The organism is Comamonas composti DSM 21721, from assembly GCF_000429845.1.
Classification (GTDB): Bacteria; Pseudomonadota; Gammaproteobacteria; order Burkholderiales; family Burkholderiaceae_C; genus Comamonas; species Comamonas composti.
Map to the genome: position 1 here is coordinate 1 of NZ_AUCQ01000023.1, position 16,851 is coordinate 16,851.

Genomic DNA, 16,851 nt, shown 5'->3' on the forward strand with positions numbered 1-16,851 from the left:
TCGCCGAACTCGCCCTTCAGAGTCTTCTTGCTCGTGCCGTTGCGGGTGTTGCCGCTGGCGTTGGCCACGGCGTCATGGCGCTCGTGACCCAGGTGCTCGGTCAGCTCTGCTTGCAGAGCCTTCTCCACCAGCAGTTTGGTCAGTTGCTTGAGTAAGCCGTTCTCGCCAATCAGGTCTTCAGGCTTCTTGTAATCGGCCAGCAGGCTGGTCAACAGTTCTTGCGGTACTTCGTGCTTCTTGGTTGTCATTGTGTTTGCGGACAAGCAGGCTATCGCCTGCGATGGATTGTCCGTTTACACAAAATTCTGTACACCCTCTGCCATTGACTGCTCAGTTCCAAACCCTAGCGAATACAGAGCACTACGAACAGAGTTATCGGACATCGGCCTTTCATGGTCACGCTGTCCTGAAAAAACATAAATGCCACGCCCCGTAAAAGCTTGCAGGTTTCGCAGCAGCTCTACAGCCTGCATCGGCAGCGGAACCACATGTGGTTCACCCTGCTCTTTTTCTACCTTTGTTCGCTTCATCTTCATGCTAGGAATCGTCCAAAGCGCGGCGTCAAGGTCCACCTCTGCCCATTCCATTGTGCGAAGGTTTCCAGGACGCTGGTATAGCAAAGGTGCCAGCAAAAGCGCCGTTCGCACGGTGTGACTGCCTTTGTAGACATGCATCGCGCGCAGCAATTCACCAAATCGCTTTGGCTCAACAATTGCGGGAAAGTTTGTTCCCCGGTACGGAGTCAGTCGGTTCTTCAATCCGACGGTGATATCGCGCCGGGTGTTCCCCGCTGTGGGCAACCAGTAGCGCCAAATCTGACGGCACAGCATCAATGCACGATCTGCCGTTTCCAAGGCCCCCCGCTCTTCAATTTTTTGCAGTGTCGCAAGCAGCTCCATTGGCTCAATACTGGACATTTGCCGGTCGCCAATCCAGGGAAATAGATCGCGCTCCAATTGCCGTTTGGTACGCTCGGCATGGGTATCACTCCATTGATCAACCTGCCGGCCATGCCATTCGAGCGCAACAGCCTGAAAGGTATCTCCACCATTTCGAGATCCCTTCAATTTTTCGAGCTTGCGTTCTTGAATGGGGTCAACGCCATCTGCCTTTTTCAACTTGGCGATATCGCGAGCCTTGCGCGCATCAGCCAGGCTCTGAGCAGGGTAGCTCCCCAGCGCCATCCGCCCTTCCTTGCCGTCAAAGTAGGTTTTCCAGAACCAACGCTTGGAACCGGATGGACTGACCTCTAGGTACAGGCCAAGAGAATCGGTGAAGCGCGCTCGCTTCTTATCTGGGGGCAGGTGGCGTTCTTGCATTGTTTATCAGTCAACATGTCCAAAGCTCCAAGCGGGGAACAGGCAAACCGGGGAACAAACCCCGTTATATGCACTTTACAGGGTTTTGTTCCCCGATACGTTCCCCGGTCAGCGCTTGGCTGCCATGGGACCTCATTGGACTAGATTGGATTGCAAGTTATTGATTTTTCAAAGAAAAAAGGCGTTCACTGGACTTCAGTGAACGCCTTTGGACAGTGTGGTGGTGGAGCTGGCGGGAATTGAACCCGCGTCCGCAAGCCTTCGCCGGGCAGATCTACATGTTTAGCACTCTGTTTTGAATCTCGCCTCCTGGATCGCGCAGATGCACGCTATCCAGCAAACCAGCCCCCTATTGTCTTGCCACGCATTAAGGAGCCCAATGCGCGACCAGCTGATGTAAATTCCCTTGCAGCCGGGAGGTATTGCTACCCCCTTGCCCAGCCCATCAGCGTGCTGTTGCAAGGCTCACCGGATTTAAGCGGCGAGTGCGAAACGTTCGTCGTTTGCAGTTAGTTTTTTGAATGGAGATTAACGAGCATCAATCAAGCTCGACATGCACCACGCCGGTCCCGAACCCACGTCGAAACCAGGACAGCCCCGTAAGCCTATAGTCTACCTTATTCCTAGCAATGTCAGAAGCTCAAGCGGGGCCGCGATCTGGGCGTCGGCATTCCACATCTCCGTCTCATGTTGGCTGCCCAGATAGCCATAGCAGGCTGCCACGGTCTTCATGCCGGCAGCCTTGCCAGCAAGAATGTCTCGCTCGTCATCTCCCACATAAACGCATAGCTCAGGCTCGATACCCAGGCGGGATGCCGCCTCAAGCAGTGGTGCTGGGTGGGGCTTGGCGTGTGGTGTGCTATCCCCGGACACAATGGCTCCAGCACTCGCGAACAAGGACATGTTTCGAGTCAAGGGATCGGTAAAGCGCATGGATTTGTTGGTGACCACACCCCAAGGCATGGAGCCAGCTTCGAGCTTGGCCACGAGTTCAGCGACCCCCTCAAAAGGGTAAGTACGCTCCGTCATGCAGCACTCGTAGTTTTGAAAAAACTCTTCGCGCATGTCAGAAAACTCTACTGAGTCAGGCGTAATCCCAAAACCCACGTCCAACATGCCACGTGCACCAGCACCGGCCATAGGGCGGTAGTTTTCAAAGGGCAGGGATGGCAGACCGCGGTCCAAACGCATCTTGTCCACTGCTGCCCCAAGATCGGGCGCGCTATCAATGAGCGTGCCATCGAGATCGAAGAGCACGGCCTGAACATGACCCCACATGGTTTACTCCTCGGGCCTGCGCGCAGCCAGCATGTAATTCACCGAAGTATCAGCACCAAGCCAATAGCGTCCTGTGATCGGGTTGTGCTGCATTCCCTTGCCGGAGTGCAGCTCAAGACCAGCTTCGCGCACAAAGTGCGCCAGCTCGCTGGGGCGAATCAGCTTCGCATACTCATGCGTCCCTTTGGGAATCATCTTGAGCAGATATTCAGCAGCCACGATGGCCAACCCAAAGGCCTTAGCATTGCGGTTGATTGTGGAAAAAAATACCCATCCGCCTGGTCTGACGAGCTGCGCACAAGCTTTGACGACGGAGGCTGGATCAGGGACATGTTCAAGCATTTCCATGCAGGTCACCACATCGAAAGAAGCCGGCCTTTCCACAGCCAGGCGCTCCACGCTGAGTTCGTGATATTGAATATTGGGCGTACCTGCCTCCAGAGCATGCAACTGGGCCACACGCAATGCCTTGGATGCAAGGTCTATGCCCATGACCTCGGCAGCTCCCTTGCGTGCCATGGAATCGGCCAAAATCCCCCCCCCACAACCTACATCAAGCACACGCTGACCTTGCAAGGATGCAAGGCCGTCGATCCAGTCCAGCCTCAAGGGATTGATCTGATGCAAGGGTTTGAATTCACTCTCAGGATCCCACCAGCGATGGGCGAGGCTGGAGAATTTTTCTAATTCGGCCGGATCGGCATTAATGGCATTGCTCATGTCTTGATTGTGCGCGATTGCACAAAGGTTTCAGGCATAAAAAAAAGCCCCGTTGCCGGGGCTTTCCAGAAAGCAATCTCTACGATTACTGAGCAGCGCGGGTACCGACCACTTCGATATCCACGCGACGGTTCTGTGCGCGACCTTCCTTGGTCTTGTTGTCGGCGACGGGCTGCTTCTTGCCCTTGCCTTCAGTGTAGACGCGGTTCTTTTCGATGCCCTTGGACACCAAATAGGCCTTCACGGCTTCGGCACGACGCACCGACAGCTTCTGGTTGTAAGCATCAGAGCCCACGGAGTCGGTGTGACCCACAGCGATCACGACCTCCAGGTTGATGTCCTTGACCTTGGAGACCACGTCGTCCAGCTTGGCCTTGCCTTCGGGCTTAAGCACAGCCTTGTCGAAGTCGAAGAAAGCGTCAGCCGAATAGGTAACCTTGGTCGAAGCAGGTGCGGGCGTGGGTGCAGGAGCAGGAGCTGGTGCAACAGTTGCAGGAGCAGGAGCCACGGCAGGAGCAGCCACGGGCTTCAATGCGCCGTCGCAGTCAGCAGCAGCGGTAGCAGGCGTCCAGTTGGCATCGCGCCAGCACAATTCATTGGTACCGTTCTTCCACACCAGCTCGCTGGTGCCGTTCTGCCAGTTGTCGATGGTCTTGCCACCATCAGCAGCCTTCACTTGTGCACCAGCGGCAGTTGCAAGGGCGGCAGAGGCAAACAACATCGCCACTTTGTTCAGTTTCTTCATGGTTCTCCTCTTGGGGAAAAAGCCGCAGCAGGGCTGCGAATCTGTGGACGTCATTAGTGACCATCACCAAAAACGCTGTTTTGATTGTGCCATACGTAACATGCTATCGGGCTGCGAAGACTATCTCAGCAAGTAGGACAGCAGCGGAATTGCCAGGATATGTTGCTAGGCTGCTACAGGCCATTGGTCCTAAAATGGTCATTTCTCTGCCATCCAAGTATCGCAAGACATGACCCAGTTTGCCAAAGAAACCCTGCCCATCAGCCTCGAGGAGGAGATGCGCCGCAGCTATCTGGATTACGCCATGAGCGTGATTGTGGGCCGCGCCCTGCCCGATGCACGCGATGGACTAAAGCCCGTGCATCGCCGCGTGCTCTATGCCATGCACGAGCTCAACAATGACTGGAACCGCCCTTATAAGAAGTCGGCGCGTATTGTGGGTGACGTCATCGGTAAATATCACCCGCACGGCGACAGCGCGGTGTACGACACCATTGTGCGCATGGCCCAGGATTTCTCCTTGCGCCACATGCTGGTCGATGGTCAGGGCAACTTCGGCTCCGTGGACGGTGATAGCGCGGCGGCCATGCGCTATACCGAAATCCGCCTATCCAAGATAGCGCATGAAATGCTGGCCGACATCGATAAAGAAACGGTAGATTTCGGCCCCAATTACGACGGCAGCGAACGCGAACCTCTGGTATTGCCCACGCGACTGCCGAATTTGCTGGTCAATGGCTCCTCGGGCATCGCCGTGGGCATGGCCACGAACATCCCGCCGCACAACCTCAACGAGGTTGTCGATGCTTGCCTGCACTCGCTGCAGAATCCCGGCGCCAGCGTGGACGAGCTCATGGAGATCATCCCCGCACCGGACTTTCCCACGGCCGGCATCATCTACGGCATCAATGGTGTCAAGGAAGGCTATCGCACGGGGCGCGGCCGCGTGGTCATGCGCGCCAAATGCCATTTCGAGGACATCGACCGCGGCCAGCGCCAGGCCATCATCGTCGACGAGCTGCCCTACCAGGTCAACAAGAAGACGCTGCAGGAGCGCATGGCCGAGCTGGTGCACGAAAAGAAGATCGAAGGCATCAGCCATATCCAGGACGAGAGCGACAAATCCGGCATGCGCCTGGTGATCGAGCTCAAGCGCGGCGAGGTGCCCGAGGTCGTGCTCAACAACCTCTACAAGCTCACCCAGTTGCAAGACACGTTCGGCATGAACATGGTGGCCTTGATCGATGGCCAGCCCAAGCTGTGCAATCTCAAGGAGCTGATCGAAGTCTTTCTGCAGCATCGCCGCGAAGTGGTCACGCGCCGCACGGTGTTCGAGCTGCGCAAGGCGCGCGAGCGCGGCCATGTGCTCGAAGGCCTGGCCGTGGCGCTCGCGAATATCGACGACTTCATCGCCATCATCCGCAACGCGCCCACACCGCCCGTGGCCAAGGCCGCCCTGATGGAGAAATCCTGGGACAGCCAGCTGGTACGCGAGATGCTCACGCGTACGCGCGCCGATGGCGGCTTGGTGAATGCCGACGATTACCGTCCCGAAGGTCTGGAGCTGGACTACGGCATGCAAGGCGATGGCCGCTACCGCCTGTCCGAGACCCAGGCCCAGGAAATCCTGCAGATGCGCCTGCAGCGCCTGACCGGCCTCGAGCAGGACAAGATCGTTGCCGAGTACAAGGACATCATGTCCGTGATCGAGGACTTGCTCGACATCCTGGCCAAGCCCGAGCGCGTGTCCGTGATCATTGGCGATGAGCTCACGGCGCTCAAGGCCGAGTTCGGCCAGAACAAGAAGGGCGAGCGCCGCTCCAGCATCGAGTACAGCGCGCAAGACCTGTCCACCGAGGACTTGATCACGCCCACCGACATGGTGGTCACGCTCAGCCACACCGGCTACATCAAGAGCCAGCCCCTGTCCGAGTACCGGGCGCAAAAGCGCGGCGGGCGCGGCAAGCAGGCCACATCCACCAAGGAAGACGACTGGATCGACCAGCTCTTCATCGCCAACACGCACGACTACCTGCTGTGCTTCTCCAACCGCGGCCGTCTGTACTGGCTCAAGGTCTGGGAAGTGCCCGCGGGCTCGCGCGGCTCGCGCGGGCGCCCCATCGTCAACATGTTCCCGCTGCAGGATGGCGAGAAGATCAACGTCGTGCTGCCGCTCACAGGCGAGTACCGCAGCTTCCCCGCCGATCACTATGTGTTCATGACCACCTGCATGGGCACGGTCAAGAAAACCGCGCTGGATGAGTTCTCCAACCCGCGCAAGGCCGGCATCATCGCCGTGGGCCTGGACGATGGCGACTACCTGATCGGCGCGGCGCTGACCGACGGCCAGCACGATGTGATGCTGTTCAGCGACGGCGGCAAGGCCGTGCGCTTCGACGAAAACGATGTGCGCCCCATGGGCCGCAATGCGCGCGGCGTGCGCGGCATGAACCTGGAAGAAGGCCAGAGCGTGATCGCCATGCTGGTGGCCGAGGACGAGTCGCAATCCGTGCTCACCGCCACCGAGAACGGCTACGGCAAGCGCACCTCCATCGTCGAGTACACGCGCCACGGCCGCGGCACCAAGGGCATGATTGCAATCCAGCAAAGCGAGCGCAACGGCAAGGTCGTGGCCGCCACGCTGGTGCGCGCCGATGACGAGATCATGCTCATCACCGACACCGGCGTTCTGGTGCGCACGCGCGTTTCCGAAATCCGCGAACTCGGCCGCGCCACCCAGGGCGTGACACTGATCTCGCTGGACGAGGGCGCCAAGCTCGGCGGCCTGCAGCGCATCGTGGAAAACGATGCCGAGGTGGACACCGAGGCCGACAGCGCCGAAGAAGCCCCGGACGCCGGCAATGCCGCAGGAGCCGAGGGCTCCGCCAGCGCCGCAGCACCGACCGATCCCGAGGTCTGAAAAGCCTCCACCCCATCGCCCCTGCCTCAGCGCAGGGGCATGTATTTTGATAGCATCAAGCGCTTGCCATATCGGCGCCTGCCCGTGATCTGACCGAGAATTCCAATGAATCGTCCCTTTAACTTCTCCGCGGGCCCGGCCGCGATTCCCGTCGAAGTGCTGCAGCAGGCAGCCGCCGACATGCTGGACTGGCAGGGCTCGGGCATGAGCGTCATGGAGATGAGCCACCGGGGCAAGGAATTCATCAGCATCTATGAGCAGGCCGAGGCCGATCTGCGCGAGCTGCTGGCCGTGCCGCCCGAATTCAAGATCCTGTTCATGCAGGGCGGCGGCCTGGCCGAGAATGCCATTGTCCCGCTCAACCTCTCGCGCGCGGGCGCCGTGGACTTCGTGGTCACCGGCGGCTGGAGCCAGAAATCGGCCAAGGAAGCGCGCAAGTACGCAAGCGAAGTGCGGCTTGCCGCCAGCGGCGAGCAGGCCGGCTTCACCAGTATTCCCGCACCGTCGAGCTGGCAGCTCGCGCGCGGCACCAGCTATGTGCACATCTGCAGCAACGAGACGATTCACGGCGTGGAGTTCCAGGAGCTGCCCGACCTCAAGGCCCTGGGCTGCGATGCGCCCCTGGTGATCGATTTTTCCTCGCACGTGGCCTCGCGCCCCGTTGACTGGAGTCGCGTCGGCCTGGCCTTTGGCGGCGCGCAAAAAAACCTGGGCCCGGCGGGCCTGACCCTGGTCATCGTGCGCGAAGACCTGCTCGGCCACGCCCTGCCCACCTGCCCCTCGGCCTTTGACTACCGCGTCGTGGCCGACAACCAGAGCATGTTCAACACACCGCCGACCTGGGGCATCTACATCGCCGGCCTGACCTTTCAATGGCTCAAGCGCCAAAAGGAAGGTGAGCTCACGGGCATCGCTGCCATGCAGGCACGCAATATTGCCAAGGCCGAGCTGTTCTACAACTTTGTGGACCAGTCGCAGTTCTACCTCAACAAGGTCGCAGGCAACTGCCGCTCGCGCATGAACATACCGTTCTTCCTGCGCGACGAATCGCGCAACCAGGCCTTTCTGGACGGCGCCAAGGCGCGCGGCCTGCTGCAGCTCAAGGGCCACAAGTCCGTGGGCGGCATGCGCGCCAGCCTCTACAACGCCATGCCCCTGGAGGGCGTACAGGCCTTGATCGCCTATATGCGCGAGTTCGAGCAAAGCCAGGCCTGACATCCCGGGGCCAAGCCATCAAACACAAAACATGAGCTGCCAGCGCATGCAGGGCAAGGATCTCCGCAGTATTTCATCTTGCAACCCTTGAACAACGTGCGCGGCACGCTACGCATTTGAGAGACTCATGAGCACAGAACCCCAAGCCAGCAGCGATTTGCTGCAACTGCGCACGCAGATCGACTCCCTGGATCACCAACTGCTGGACCTGGTCAACCAGCGCGCCCGCGTGGCCGAGCAGGTGGGCGAGCTCAAGAAGCGCGAAGGCTCGCCGTTCTTCCGCCCCGACCGCGTGGCCCAGGTGATCCAGAAGATCGAAGCCGCCAACCCCGGCCCGCTCAAGAGCGCCCACGTCTCGGCCATCTGGCGCGAGATCATGTCCGCCTGTCTGGCGCTGGAATCGCCCCAGCGCGTGGCCGTGCTCGGCCCGGCCGGCACCTTCTGCGAGCAGGCGGCCGTCGAATATTTCGGTGGCGCGGCCGATCTCATGTACTGCGCCAGCTTTGACGAAGTCTTTCATGCCACGGCCGCAGGCAGCGCGCAGTACGGCGTGGTCGGCATGGAGAACTCCAACGAAGGCGTGGTCACGCGCTCGCTGGACATGTTTTTGCACACGCCCTGCCATGTGGTCGGCGAAGTCAGCCTGCTGGTGCGCCACAACCTGCTGCGCTCCAGCAACTCGCTTGAAGGCATCGAGGTCGTGGCCGCCCACCCCCAGGCCCTGGCCCAGTGCCAGGGCTGGCTGTCCAAGCACTTGCCGCATGCCGAGCGCCGCCCCGTCTCCAGCAATGCCGAGGGCGCACGCCTGGCCGCGCTGCACCCCGAGATCGCGGGCCTGGCCGGCGAGCGCGCAGCCCAGCAGTTCCACCTGCACGTGGTCGCGCATGCAATCCAGGACGATGCCTACAACCGCACACGCTTTGCCGTGATCTGCCTGCCGCACACGCTGGCCACGCCCGAGCCCAGCGGCCGCGACTGCACCAGCCTGGTCGTCTCCGTGCCCAATCAGCCAGGCGCCGTGCACGATCTGCTGGTGCCGCTCAAAAAACACGGCGTCTCCATGACCCGCTTCGAATCGCGCCCCGCACGCACCGGTCAGTGGGAGTATTACTTCTACATCGACCTCGAAGGCCACCCCAGCCAGCCCCATGTGAGCGCGGCCCTGCAGGAGCTGCGCGGCCTGTGCGCCTTCTACAAGGTGCTGGGCTCCTACCCGGTGGCCAAGTGATGCAGGCTTTCGAACAACTGGGCGTGATCGGCTGCGGGCTCATGGGCGGCTCGTTCGCGCTCGCGCTCAAGCAGGCCGGCCTGGTCAAGCGCGTGGTGGGCTACAGCAAATCGCCGTCCACCACCCAGCGCGCGCGCCAGATGGGCGTCATCGATGTCGAAGCGCCTTCGGCCCTGATGGCGGCCTCGGGCTCGGACCTGATCCTGCTGGCCGTGCCCGTGGCGGCCACCGAGCCCACGCTCAAATCCATCAAGCACCTGATCACGCCCAAGACCCTGGTCATGGACGTGGGCTCGACCAAGACCGATGTGGTCCAGGCCGCACGCCTGTCGCTGCGCGACCGCCTGGGCAGCTTTGTGCCCGCCCACCCCATCGCCGGCAAGGAGCTTGCGGGCGTGGAGCATGCGGATGCGCAGCTCTACCAGGGCGCCCAGGTCATTCTCACGCCCACGGAGCGCACGCTGACCAGCCACCTCAAAAAGGCGCAGAAGCTTTGGGAAAAGCTGGGCTGCAAGGTACGCGCCATGTCGCCCGAGGCGCACGATGCGGCTCTGGCTGCGGTCAGCCACCTGCCCCACCTGCTGGCGTTTGCGATGATGCAAAGCCTGCTGTCCCAGACCAGCGGCGACGAGATGCTGGCCCTGGCCGGCCCGGGCTTTCGCGACTTCACGCGCATAGGCGCGGGCGACCCGCGCCTGTGGAGCGACGTGCTGCTGGCCAACCGCGAACAGGTTCTGGCCCAGTCGCGCCACTTCCGCCAGGCACTGAGCGAGCTCGAAGCCCTGATCGAGGACGGCAACCACCAAGGCCTGGAAGACCGGGTCACCCTGGCCAGCGCCGCACGCGCCCAATGGCGCATGAGCGGCCACTGAAAACATCCCCGCTGCGCAGGCGCGCCTGCGGACATATAAAAAGAGAGCTGCTACCGCAAGCTACAAGGTGATTTCAATACGAAATCAACCTTTAATCCAATGAGAGCAAGTGGTAGGCGCTCTCTTTTTTGAATAGTGCAAACCACTGCAACCCATCAACTGCCATGTTCAGCACCGCTTTTCTAGATCTTCCCGCACTTGCCCAGGCCCAGGGCGAGGTCAGCCTGCCGGGCTCCAAAAGCATCTCCAACCGCGTGCTGCTGCTGGCGGCGCTCAGCCAGGGCACCAGCGTCATCCACGACCTGCTCGACTCCGACGACACGCGTGTGATGCTGGCCAGCCTGCAGCAACTGGGCTGCAGCGTAAGCCCGGCCAGCATCACGCCCGGCCAGCCCGTGCACATCACCGGCCTGGGCGGGCAGCTGCCGCCAGACACGGCCGCCCGCCTCTTTCTGGGCAATGCCGGCACGGCCATGCGTCCCCTGACCGCAGCCCTGGCCGTGCTGGGCGGCAGCTTCGAGATGACGGGCGTGCCGCGCATGTACGAGCGCCCGATCGGCGACCTGGTGGACGCGCTGCGCCAGCTGGGCTGCCGCATAGACTACCTGGGCAACACGGGCTTTCCGCCGCTCAGCATCGGCGTGCCCGATTTCAGCCAGCTGGGCGATGCGCCCATCCAGGTGCGCGGCGATGTCTCCAGCCAGTTCCTGACCTCGCTGCTCATGGCCCTGCCCCTGCTGGCCACCGGGCGCGACATCCACATCGAGGTCGTGGGCGAGCTCATCTCCAGGCCCTACATTCACATCACCCTGGCCTTGCTGGCACGCTTTGGCATTGCAGTCAGAAACGAGGACTGGCAGCGCTTCGTGATTCCTGCAGGCAGCCGCTACCAATCGCCTGGCGAGCTGCACGTGGAGGCCGACGCCTCCTCGGCCAGCTACTTCATCGCCCTGGGCGCCATCGCCTCGGAGCCGGGCCTCAGAATCCTGGGCGTGGGCGAAAACTCCCTGCAGGGCGACATACGCTTTGTGGAAGCCGCCCAGGCCATGGGCGCACGCGTGGAAAGCGGACCCAACTGGCTGCAGGTCGGCCGTGGAGCCTGGCCGCTCAAGGCCATCGACCTGGACTGCAACCACATTCCCGACGCGGCCATGACCCTTGCCGTGATGGCGCTCTACGCCCAGGGCACGACCCGCCTCACCAATATCGCAAGCTGGCGCGTCAAGGAAACCGACCGCATCGCCGCCATGGCCTGCGAGCTGCGCAAGCTCGGCGCCGTTGTCGAAGAGGGCCAGGACTGGATCAGCATCACGCCGCCTGCCGGTATCGCCGATTGGAAGGCCGCCACGATCCACACCTACGACGACCACCGCGTGGCCATGTGCTTTTCCCTCGCGGCCTTCAACCCGGCGGGCCTGCCCGTGCGCATCGAAGACCCGAAATGCGTGGCCAAGACCTTTCCCGACTATTTCGAGGCCCTGCTGTCCGTCTGCAGCACGGCGCGCGAACGCATCCCCGTGATCTGCATCGACGGGCCCACGGCCTCGGGCAAGGGCACGATTGCAGCCGCCGTGGCCCAGCGCCTGGGCTACCACCTGCTGGACTCGGGCGCGCTCTACCGCATCACGGGCCTCGCGGCCTCGCGCGCGGGGCTGGCGCTCGATGAGGCCCATGCACCGGCCATTGCCGAGCTCGCGCGCGCGCTGCCCGTGCGCTTCGCGTCCGGGCGCATCTGGCTGGGCGACGAAGACATCAGCCAGGCGATTCGCACCGAAGAGGCCGGAATGAACGCCTCGCGCGTCTCTGCACTGCCCGCCGTGCGCAGTGCGCTGGTGGACCTGCAGCTCTCGTTTCAGCAACTGCCCGGCCTCGTGGCCGACGGCCGCGACATGGGCACCGTGATCTTTCCCCAGGCTGCGCTCAAGGTCTATCTCTGGGCCTCGGCAGCCTGCCGCGCCGAGCGGCGCCATAAGCAATTGATATCCCAGGGAATATCAGCTAGAATTGACGCCCTTCGGGCGGACCTTGAGGAGCGCGATGCGCGGGATATGAACCGCAGCGTGGCGCCGCTCAAGGCCGCCGAAGATTCCTTGCAACTAGACAGCTCTGCGCTTTCCATAGACCAGGTCGTGGAGCGCGTGCTTTCCTGGTGGCAGGAACGCCAGCCTTTCGGCCGGGCCTGACGGCCCGGCTGGAGAGCCGGCAAACCGTCCTTCGAGTCCAGGCATGGAAAGACCCCCTGCCGGATTCGCAGGTTTATTGACCCTAACCCCGTGGGCACGAGCCCTCAAACCCTCCGCAGGCAGTCTTAGAAACGCTTGGCAATGGTGCCAACGGAAACCTGCTTGCGGTCAAGGAACTACATGTCTGAATCTTTTGCCGCCCTTTTTGAAGAGTCGTTGACACGCACCGAAATGCGTCCCGGCGAAGTCATCACCGCAGAAGTCGTGCGCGTCGAGCACAACTTCGTGGTCGTGAACGCTGGCTTGAAGTCGGAAGCCTATGTGCCGATCGACGAATTCAAGAACGACCAGGGCGAAATCGAAGTCCAAGTGGGTGACTTCGTGTCCGTGGCCATCGGCTCCATCGAGAACGGCTACGGCGACACCATCCTGAGCCGCGACACGGCCAAGCGCCTGGCCTCCTGGCTGGCTCTGGAAAAGGCTCTGGAATCCGGCGAGTTCGTGACCGGCACGACTTCCGGCAAGGTCAAGGGTGGCCTGACCGTTCTGGTCAACGGCATCCGCGCCTTCCTGCCCGGTTCGCTGATCGACACCCGTCCGATCAAGGACCTGACTCCCTACGAAAACAAGACCCTGGAATTCAAGGTCATCAAGCTGGATCGCAAGCGCAACAACGTGGTGCTGTCGCGCCGCGCCGTGGTGGAAGCCTCCATGGGCGAAGAGCGCGCCAAGCTGATGGAAACCCTGAAGGAAGGCGCCATCGTGCAAGGCGTGGTCAAGAACATCACCGAATACGGTGCGTTCGTGGACCTGGGCGGCATCGACGGCCTGCTGCACATCACCGACATGGCATGGCGCCGTGTGCGTCACCCCTCCGAGGTGGTCACCGCTGGCCAGGAAATCACGGCCAAGATCCTCAAGTTCGACACCGAGAAGAACCGTGTCTCGCTGGGCCTCAAGCAAATGGGTGACGACCCCTGGATGGGCGTGGCTCGCCGCTACCCCTCGGGCACGCGCCTGTTCGGCAAGGTCACCAACATCGCCGACTACGGTGCGTTCGTGGAACTGGAGCCCGGCATCGAAGGCCTGGTGCACGTCTCCGAAATGGACTGGACCAACAAGAACATTGCTCCGACCAAGCTGGTTGCCCTGGGCGACGAAGTCGAAGTCATGGTGCTGGAGATCGACGAAGACAAGCGCCGCATCTCGCTGGGCATGAAGCAGTGCAAGGCCAACCCCTGGCAGGAATTCGCGCAAAACACCAAGCGCGGCGACCGCGTCAAGGGCCCGATCAAGTCCATCACCGACTTCGGCGTGTTCGTGGGCCTGGCTGCCGGCATCGACGGCCTGGTGCACCTGTCCGACCTGTCCTGGAACGAAACCGGCGAAGCCGCTGTTCGTAACTACAAGAAGGGCCAGGAAGTCGAAGCCATCGTGCTGGCCGTGGACGTGGAGCGCGAGCGCATCTCCCTGGGCATCAAGCAACTGGACAGCGATCCCTTCACGACCTTCGTGACCGTGAACGACAAGGGCCAGACCGTGAGCGGCAAGATCAAGACCGTGGACGCGCGTGGCGCCGAGATCGATCTGGGCGAAGACATCATCGGCTACCTGCGTGCCTCGGAAATCTCGCGCGACCGCGTGGAAGATGCTCGCTCGGTGCTCAAGGAAGGCGACGAGATCACGGCCGTGGTCGTGAACGTGGACCGCAAGACCCGCAACATCCAGCTGTCGATCAAGGCCAAGGACCAGGCAGACCAGCAAGAAGCCATGGCTTCGCTGTCGGCTCAGTCGGCCAAGGAAAACGCTGGCACCACCAGCCTGGGCGCCCTGCTGCGTGCCAAGCTGGACAACTCCGACAAGTAATCAGCCCCGGCTGATTGCTGACTGCTAAAGTCGGATGCGACGGGCGCCTTCCGGGCGCCCGTCGCCATTTCAAATCTTTGCTTCTTGAATAGCCCATGACCCGATCCGACCTCGTAGAAGAACTCGCCGCCCGATTTGGCCAGTTGGGCCAGCGCGATGCCGAGCTTGCCGTCAAGACCATTCTGGACGCTGTCAGCGATGCACTGGTGCGCGGCAACCGCATCGAGATCCGGGGTTTTGGCAGCTTCTCGGTCAATCATCGTCCCGCCCGCATGGGCCGCAACCCGCGCAGCGGCGAGGCCGTTCATATTCCGCCCAAGCGCGTGCCCCACTTCAAGCCCGGCAAGGCCTTGCGTGAAGCCGTGGACCTGCAGCCAGGCCAGACAGAAGCTCCTGCCGGCACCTGATCCAATACCCCTGAAAAGCAGCCATGACCCGCATGGCAGCATGCAAGGCTCTAGAATTGGCCGAGCCATACAAGGGAATGCATGAAATATTTTCTGTGGCTGCTCAAGGCGGCCATTTTTTTTACGCTGTTCGCTTTCGCACTGAACAATCAGCAGGACGTGACCGTACACTTTTTCTTCGGTACCTCCTGGACCGCAGCCCTGGTACTGGTGGTTCTGGCGGCCTTCACCCTGGGGCTGATGGTCGGCGTGCTGGGCATGGTTCCGCGCTGGCTCAAGCTGCGCAATGCCACACGCTCTGCCCCCGCCGAACATGCCTCCTCCGCGGCCAAGCCCGCCACCTCTTTGTCCGACGACTCGCATGGAATTTGACCTCAGCTGGATGCTGCTGGGCCTGCCCCTGGCCTTTGTTCTTGGCTGGCTGGCCTCTCGCTGGGATCTGCGCCAGATACGCGCCGAGAACCGCCAGGCCCCCAAAGCCTACTTCAAGGGCCTGAACTTCCTGCTCAACGAGCAGCAGGACAAGGCCATCGATGCCTTCATCGAGGCCGTGCAAAATGACCCCGACACCTCGGAGCTGCATTTTGCGCTCGGCAATCTTTTCAGGCGCCGAGGCGAATACAACCGGGCCGTGCGCGTGCACGAGCACCTGCTGTCGCGCGGCGACCTCTCGCGCAGCGACCGCGACCGCGCCCAGCACGCACTGGCCCAGGACTTTCTCAAGGCCGGCCTGCTCGATCGCGCAGAAGACGCCTTGCGCCGCCTTGAGGGCACGGGCTTCGAGGCCGAAGCCCGCCTGGCCTTGCTGGCGATCTACGAACGCTCGCGTGACTGGCCCCAGGCCTCGGGCATCGCGCGGCGCATGCAGACTTCGGGCCAGGGGGACTTCAGCGCCCGCCTCGCCCATTATCTTTGCGAAGATGCCGACGCCGTACTCGCCCAGGGGCAGCAGGCAGAAGCCCTGGAGCGCCTTGAACAGGCTGTGGCCACCGCGCCCCAGGCAGCGCGGCCGCGCCTGGCCCTGGCCCAGCTCCAGCACCGCATGGGCCAATCGGACCAGGCCCTGCAAAGCCTGCAGGCCCTGGCCGAACAGGCCCCAGCGGCCCTGCCTCTTGCAGCTGGCCTGCTGGTGGACCTCAGCGCTGCCACGGGCCAGCGTGAAGCCATTCATCAACTGCTCAACAGTCACTATCAGCAGTTGCGCTCCCTGGACCTGCTTCAGGCCCTGGTGACCCTCGATGCCCGGGAGCAGGACGCCAATGCACCCGGGCGCACACGCCTGATCCAGCACCTGGAGCATGAGCCTTCACTGGTGGCTGCCGCCCAATGGCTGACCGAGGAGAAGCTCGCGCACGAGGAGCACCACCCAGCCATACAACGGGCCCTCGACCACGCCGCCAAGCCGCTCACGCGCTACCGCTGCGCAGCCTGTGGCTTCGAGGCACGCCAGCATTTCTGGCACTGCCCGGGCTGCCAAAGCTGGGACAGTTATCCTGCGCGGCGCGTTGAAGAACTTTGACGCTGGCACAAAGCCCTGCCCGATGGCGGCCTCGTCAAGGCCTGCGTAATATGCATCAGGGCCGCAGCGGTTGCGGCTCTTCTTCTTTCAAGGAGCCAACTATGTTCGCAAGACTGATAGCAGGTTTGGTCGCTTTGATCTGGTCGGCCATGGCCCTGGCCGCCGTGGACGTGAACAAGGGTAGTGCCGCAGATCTGGACTCGGTCAAAGGCATCGGGCCAGCCATGTCCAGCCGTATTTTGGAAGAGCGCAAGAACGGCCAGTTCAAGGACTGGACAGACTTCATCAGCCGCGTCAAAGGCATTGGCGACGCCTCTGCAACCAAGCTCTCGGCCCAGGGGCTGACGGTGAATGGCGGCAGTTACCAGGGAGATGCCACAAAGGTCGCCAAGCACAGCAAAGCCAGCAAGGCAGATGCCAAACCTGCCGCGGTCAAGGACAGCAAGGCCAGCGCCAAGCCCGCTCCGGCACCCAGCGGCAAGACAGGAGCGAGTAGCTGAGCACATCGCCAGCTCCTTCTTGACCAACCCGCCCAGGCGGGTTTTTTCATGCCTGATACCGGAAGTTAGGATACTTTCC

General features: G+C 62.0%; 15 protein-coding genes and 1 other RNA gene. 10 read left to right on the forward strand and 6 right to left on the reverse strand.

The window, feature by feature from the left end; all coding sequences use genetic code 11:
• The 6 genes from G486_RS22255 to ompA all read right to left on the reverse strand — a co-directional run.
• Positions 1-248 (reverse strand): transposase (locus G486_RS22255; RefSeq protein ID WP_034387583.1); only part of this gene is annotated, 248 nt, incomplete at its 3' end.
• A gap of 45 nt (positions 249-293) precedes the next feature.
• Positions 294-1,319, reverse strand: a complete 1,026-nt coding sequence (locus G486_RS22260; RefSeq protein ID WP_245587314.1) for a tyrosine-type recombinase/integrase — start codon at positions 1,317-1,319, stop codon at positions 294-296.
• A gap of 221 nt (positions 1,320-1,540) precedes the next feature.
• Positions 1,541-1,918: a transfer-messenger RNA gene (gene ssrA / locus G486_RS23585) on the reverse strand.
• Between the two features lie 13 nt (positions 1,919-1,931).
• Entirely contained in the window at positions 1,932-2,597 is a 666-nt protein-coding gene (locus G486_RS0112760; RefSeq protein WP_027015890.1) for an HAD family hydrolase, read from the reverse strand.
• Between the two features lie 3 nt (positions 2,598-2,600).
• Positions 2,601-3,317, reverse strand: a complete 717-nt coding sequence (gene ubiG / locus G486_RS0112765; protein ID WP_027015891.1) for a bifunctional 2-polyprenyl-6-hydroxyphenol methylase/3-demethylubiquinol 3-O-methyltransferase UbiG — start codon at positions 3,315-3,317, stop codon at positions 2,601-2,603.
• An 85-nt stretch (positions 3,318-3,402) separates the two neighbouring features.
• A complete protein-coding gene (gene ompA / locus G486_RS0112770) occupies positions 3,403-4,062 on the reverse strand; it encodes an outer membrane protein OmpA (protein WP_027015892.1) in 660 nt (219 codons plus the stop codon).
• 229 nt (positions 4,063-4,291) lie between these two features.
• Here ompA and gyrA point away from each other — a divergent pair, with 229 nt between their 5' ends.
• The 10 genes from gyrA to G486_RS0112820 all read left to right on the forward strand — a co-directional run bounded on the left by gyrA (position 4,292) and on the right by G486_RS0112820 (position 16,772).
• Entirely contained in the window at positions 4,292-6,982 is a 2,691-nt protein-coding gene (gene gyrA / locus G486_RS0112775) for a DNA gyrase subunit A (protein ID WP_027015893.1), read from the forward strand.
• A 105-nt stretch (positions 6,983-7,087) separates the two neighbouring features.
• Positions 7,088-8,197 (forward strand): 3-phosphoserine/phosphohydroxythreonine transaminase, encoded by a 1,110-nt coding sequence (serC, locus tag G486_RS0112780; protein WP_027015894.1) that lies wholly within the window; start codon positions 7,088-7,090, stop codon positions 8,195-8,197.
• 127 nt (positions 8,198-8,324) lie between these two features.
• Positions 8,325-9,425 carry a prephenate dehydratase gene (pheA, locus tag G486_RS0112785; RefSeq protein WP_027015895.1) on the forward strand — a complete coding sequence of 367 codons (1,101 nt, stop codon included), beginning with the start codon at positions 8,325-8,327 and terminating at the stop codon, positions 9,423-9,425.
• Positions 9,425-10,297 (forward strand): prephenate dehydrogenase, encoded by an 873-nt coding sequence (locus G486_RS0112790; protein WP_027015896.1) that lies wholly within the window; start codon positions 9,425-9,427, stop codon positions 10,295-10,297. Before pheA ends, G486_RS0112790 begins: the two co-directional genes overlap by 1 nt.
• Positions 10,298-10,461: 164 nt before the next feature.
• Positions 10,462-12,480 carry a bifunctional 3-phosphoshikimate 1-carboxyvinyltransferase/cytidylate kinase gene (locus tag G486_RS0112795; RefSeq protein ID WP_027015897.1) on the forward strand — a complete coding sequence of 673 codons (2,019 nt, stop codon included), beginning with the start codon at positions 10,462-10,464 and terminating at the stop codon, positions 12,478-12,480.
• Positions 12,481-12,660: 180 nt separating this feature from the next.
• Complete coding sequence (gene rpsA / locus G486_RS0112800; protein ID WP_027015898.1) at positions 12,661-14,346, forward strand: 30S ribosomal protein S1; 1,686 nt, start codon at positions 12,661-12,663, stop codon at positions 14,344-14,346.
• A 95-nt stretch (positions 14,347-14,441) separates the two neighbouring features.
• The gene (locus G486_RS0112805; protein WP_027015899.1) at positions 14,442-14,753 is read left to right on the forward strand and encodes an integration host factor subunit beta; all 312 of its coding nucleotides are present in this window, start codon (positions 14,442-14,444) and stop codon (positions 14,751-14,753) included.
• An 81-nt stretch (positions 14,754-14,834) separates the two neighbouring features.
• Entirely contained in the window at positions 14,835-15,125 is a 291-nt protein-coding gene (locus G486_RS0112810; RefSeq protein WP_027015900.1) for a LapA family protein, read from the forward strand.
• Complete coding sequence (gene lapB / locus G486_RS0112815; protein WP_027015901.1) at positions 15,115-16,272, forward strand: lipopolysaccharide assembly protein LapB; 1,158 nt, start codon at positions 15,115-15,117, stop codon at positions 16,270-16,272. Before G486_RS0112810 ends, lapB begins: the two co-directional genes overlap by 11 nt.
• A 101-nt stretch (positions 16,273-16,373) precedes the next feature.
• Positions 16,374-16,772 (forward strand): ComEA family DNA-binding protein, encoded by a 399-nt coding sequence (locus G486_RS0112820; protein WP_027015902.1) that lies wholly within the window; start codon positions 16,374-16,376, stop codon positions 16,770-16,772.
• Positions 16,773-16,851: the final 79 nt, after the last annotated feature.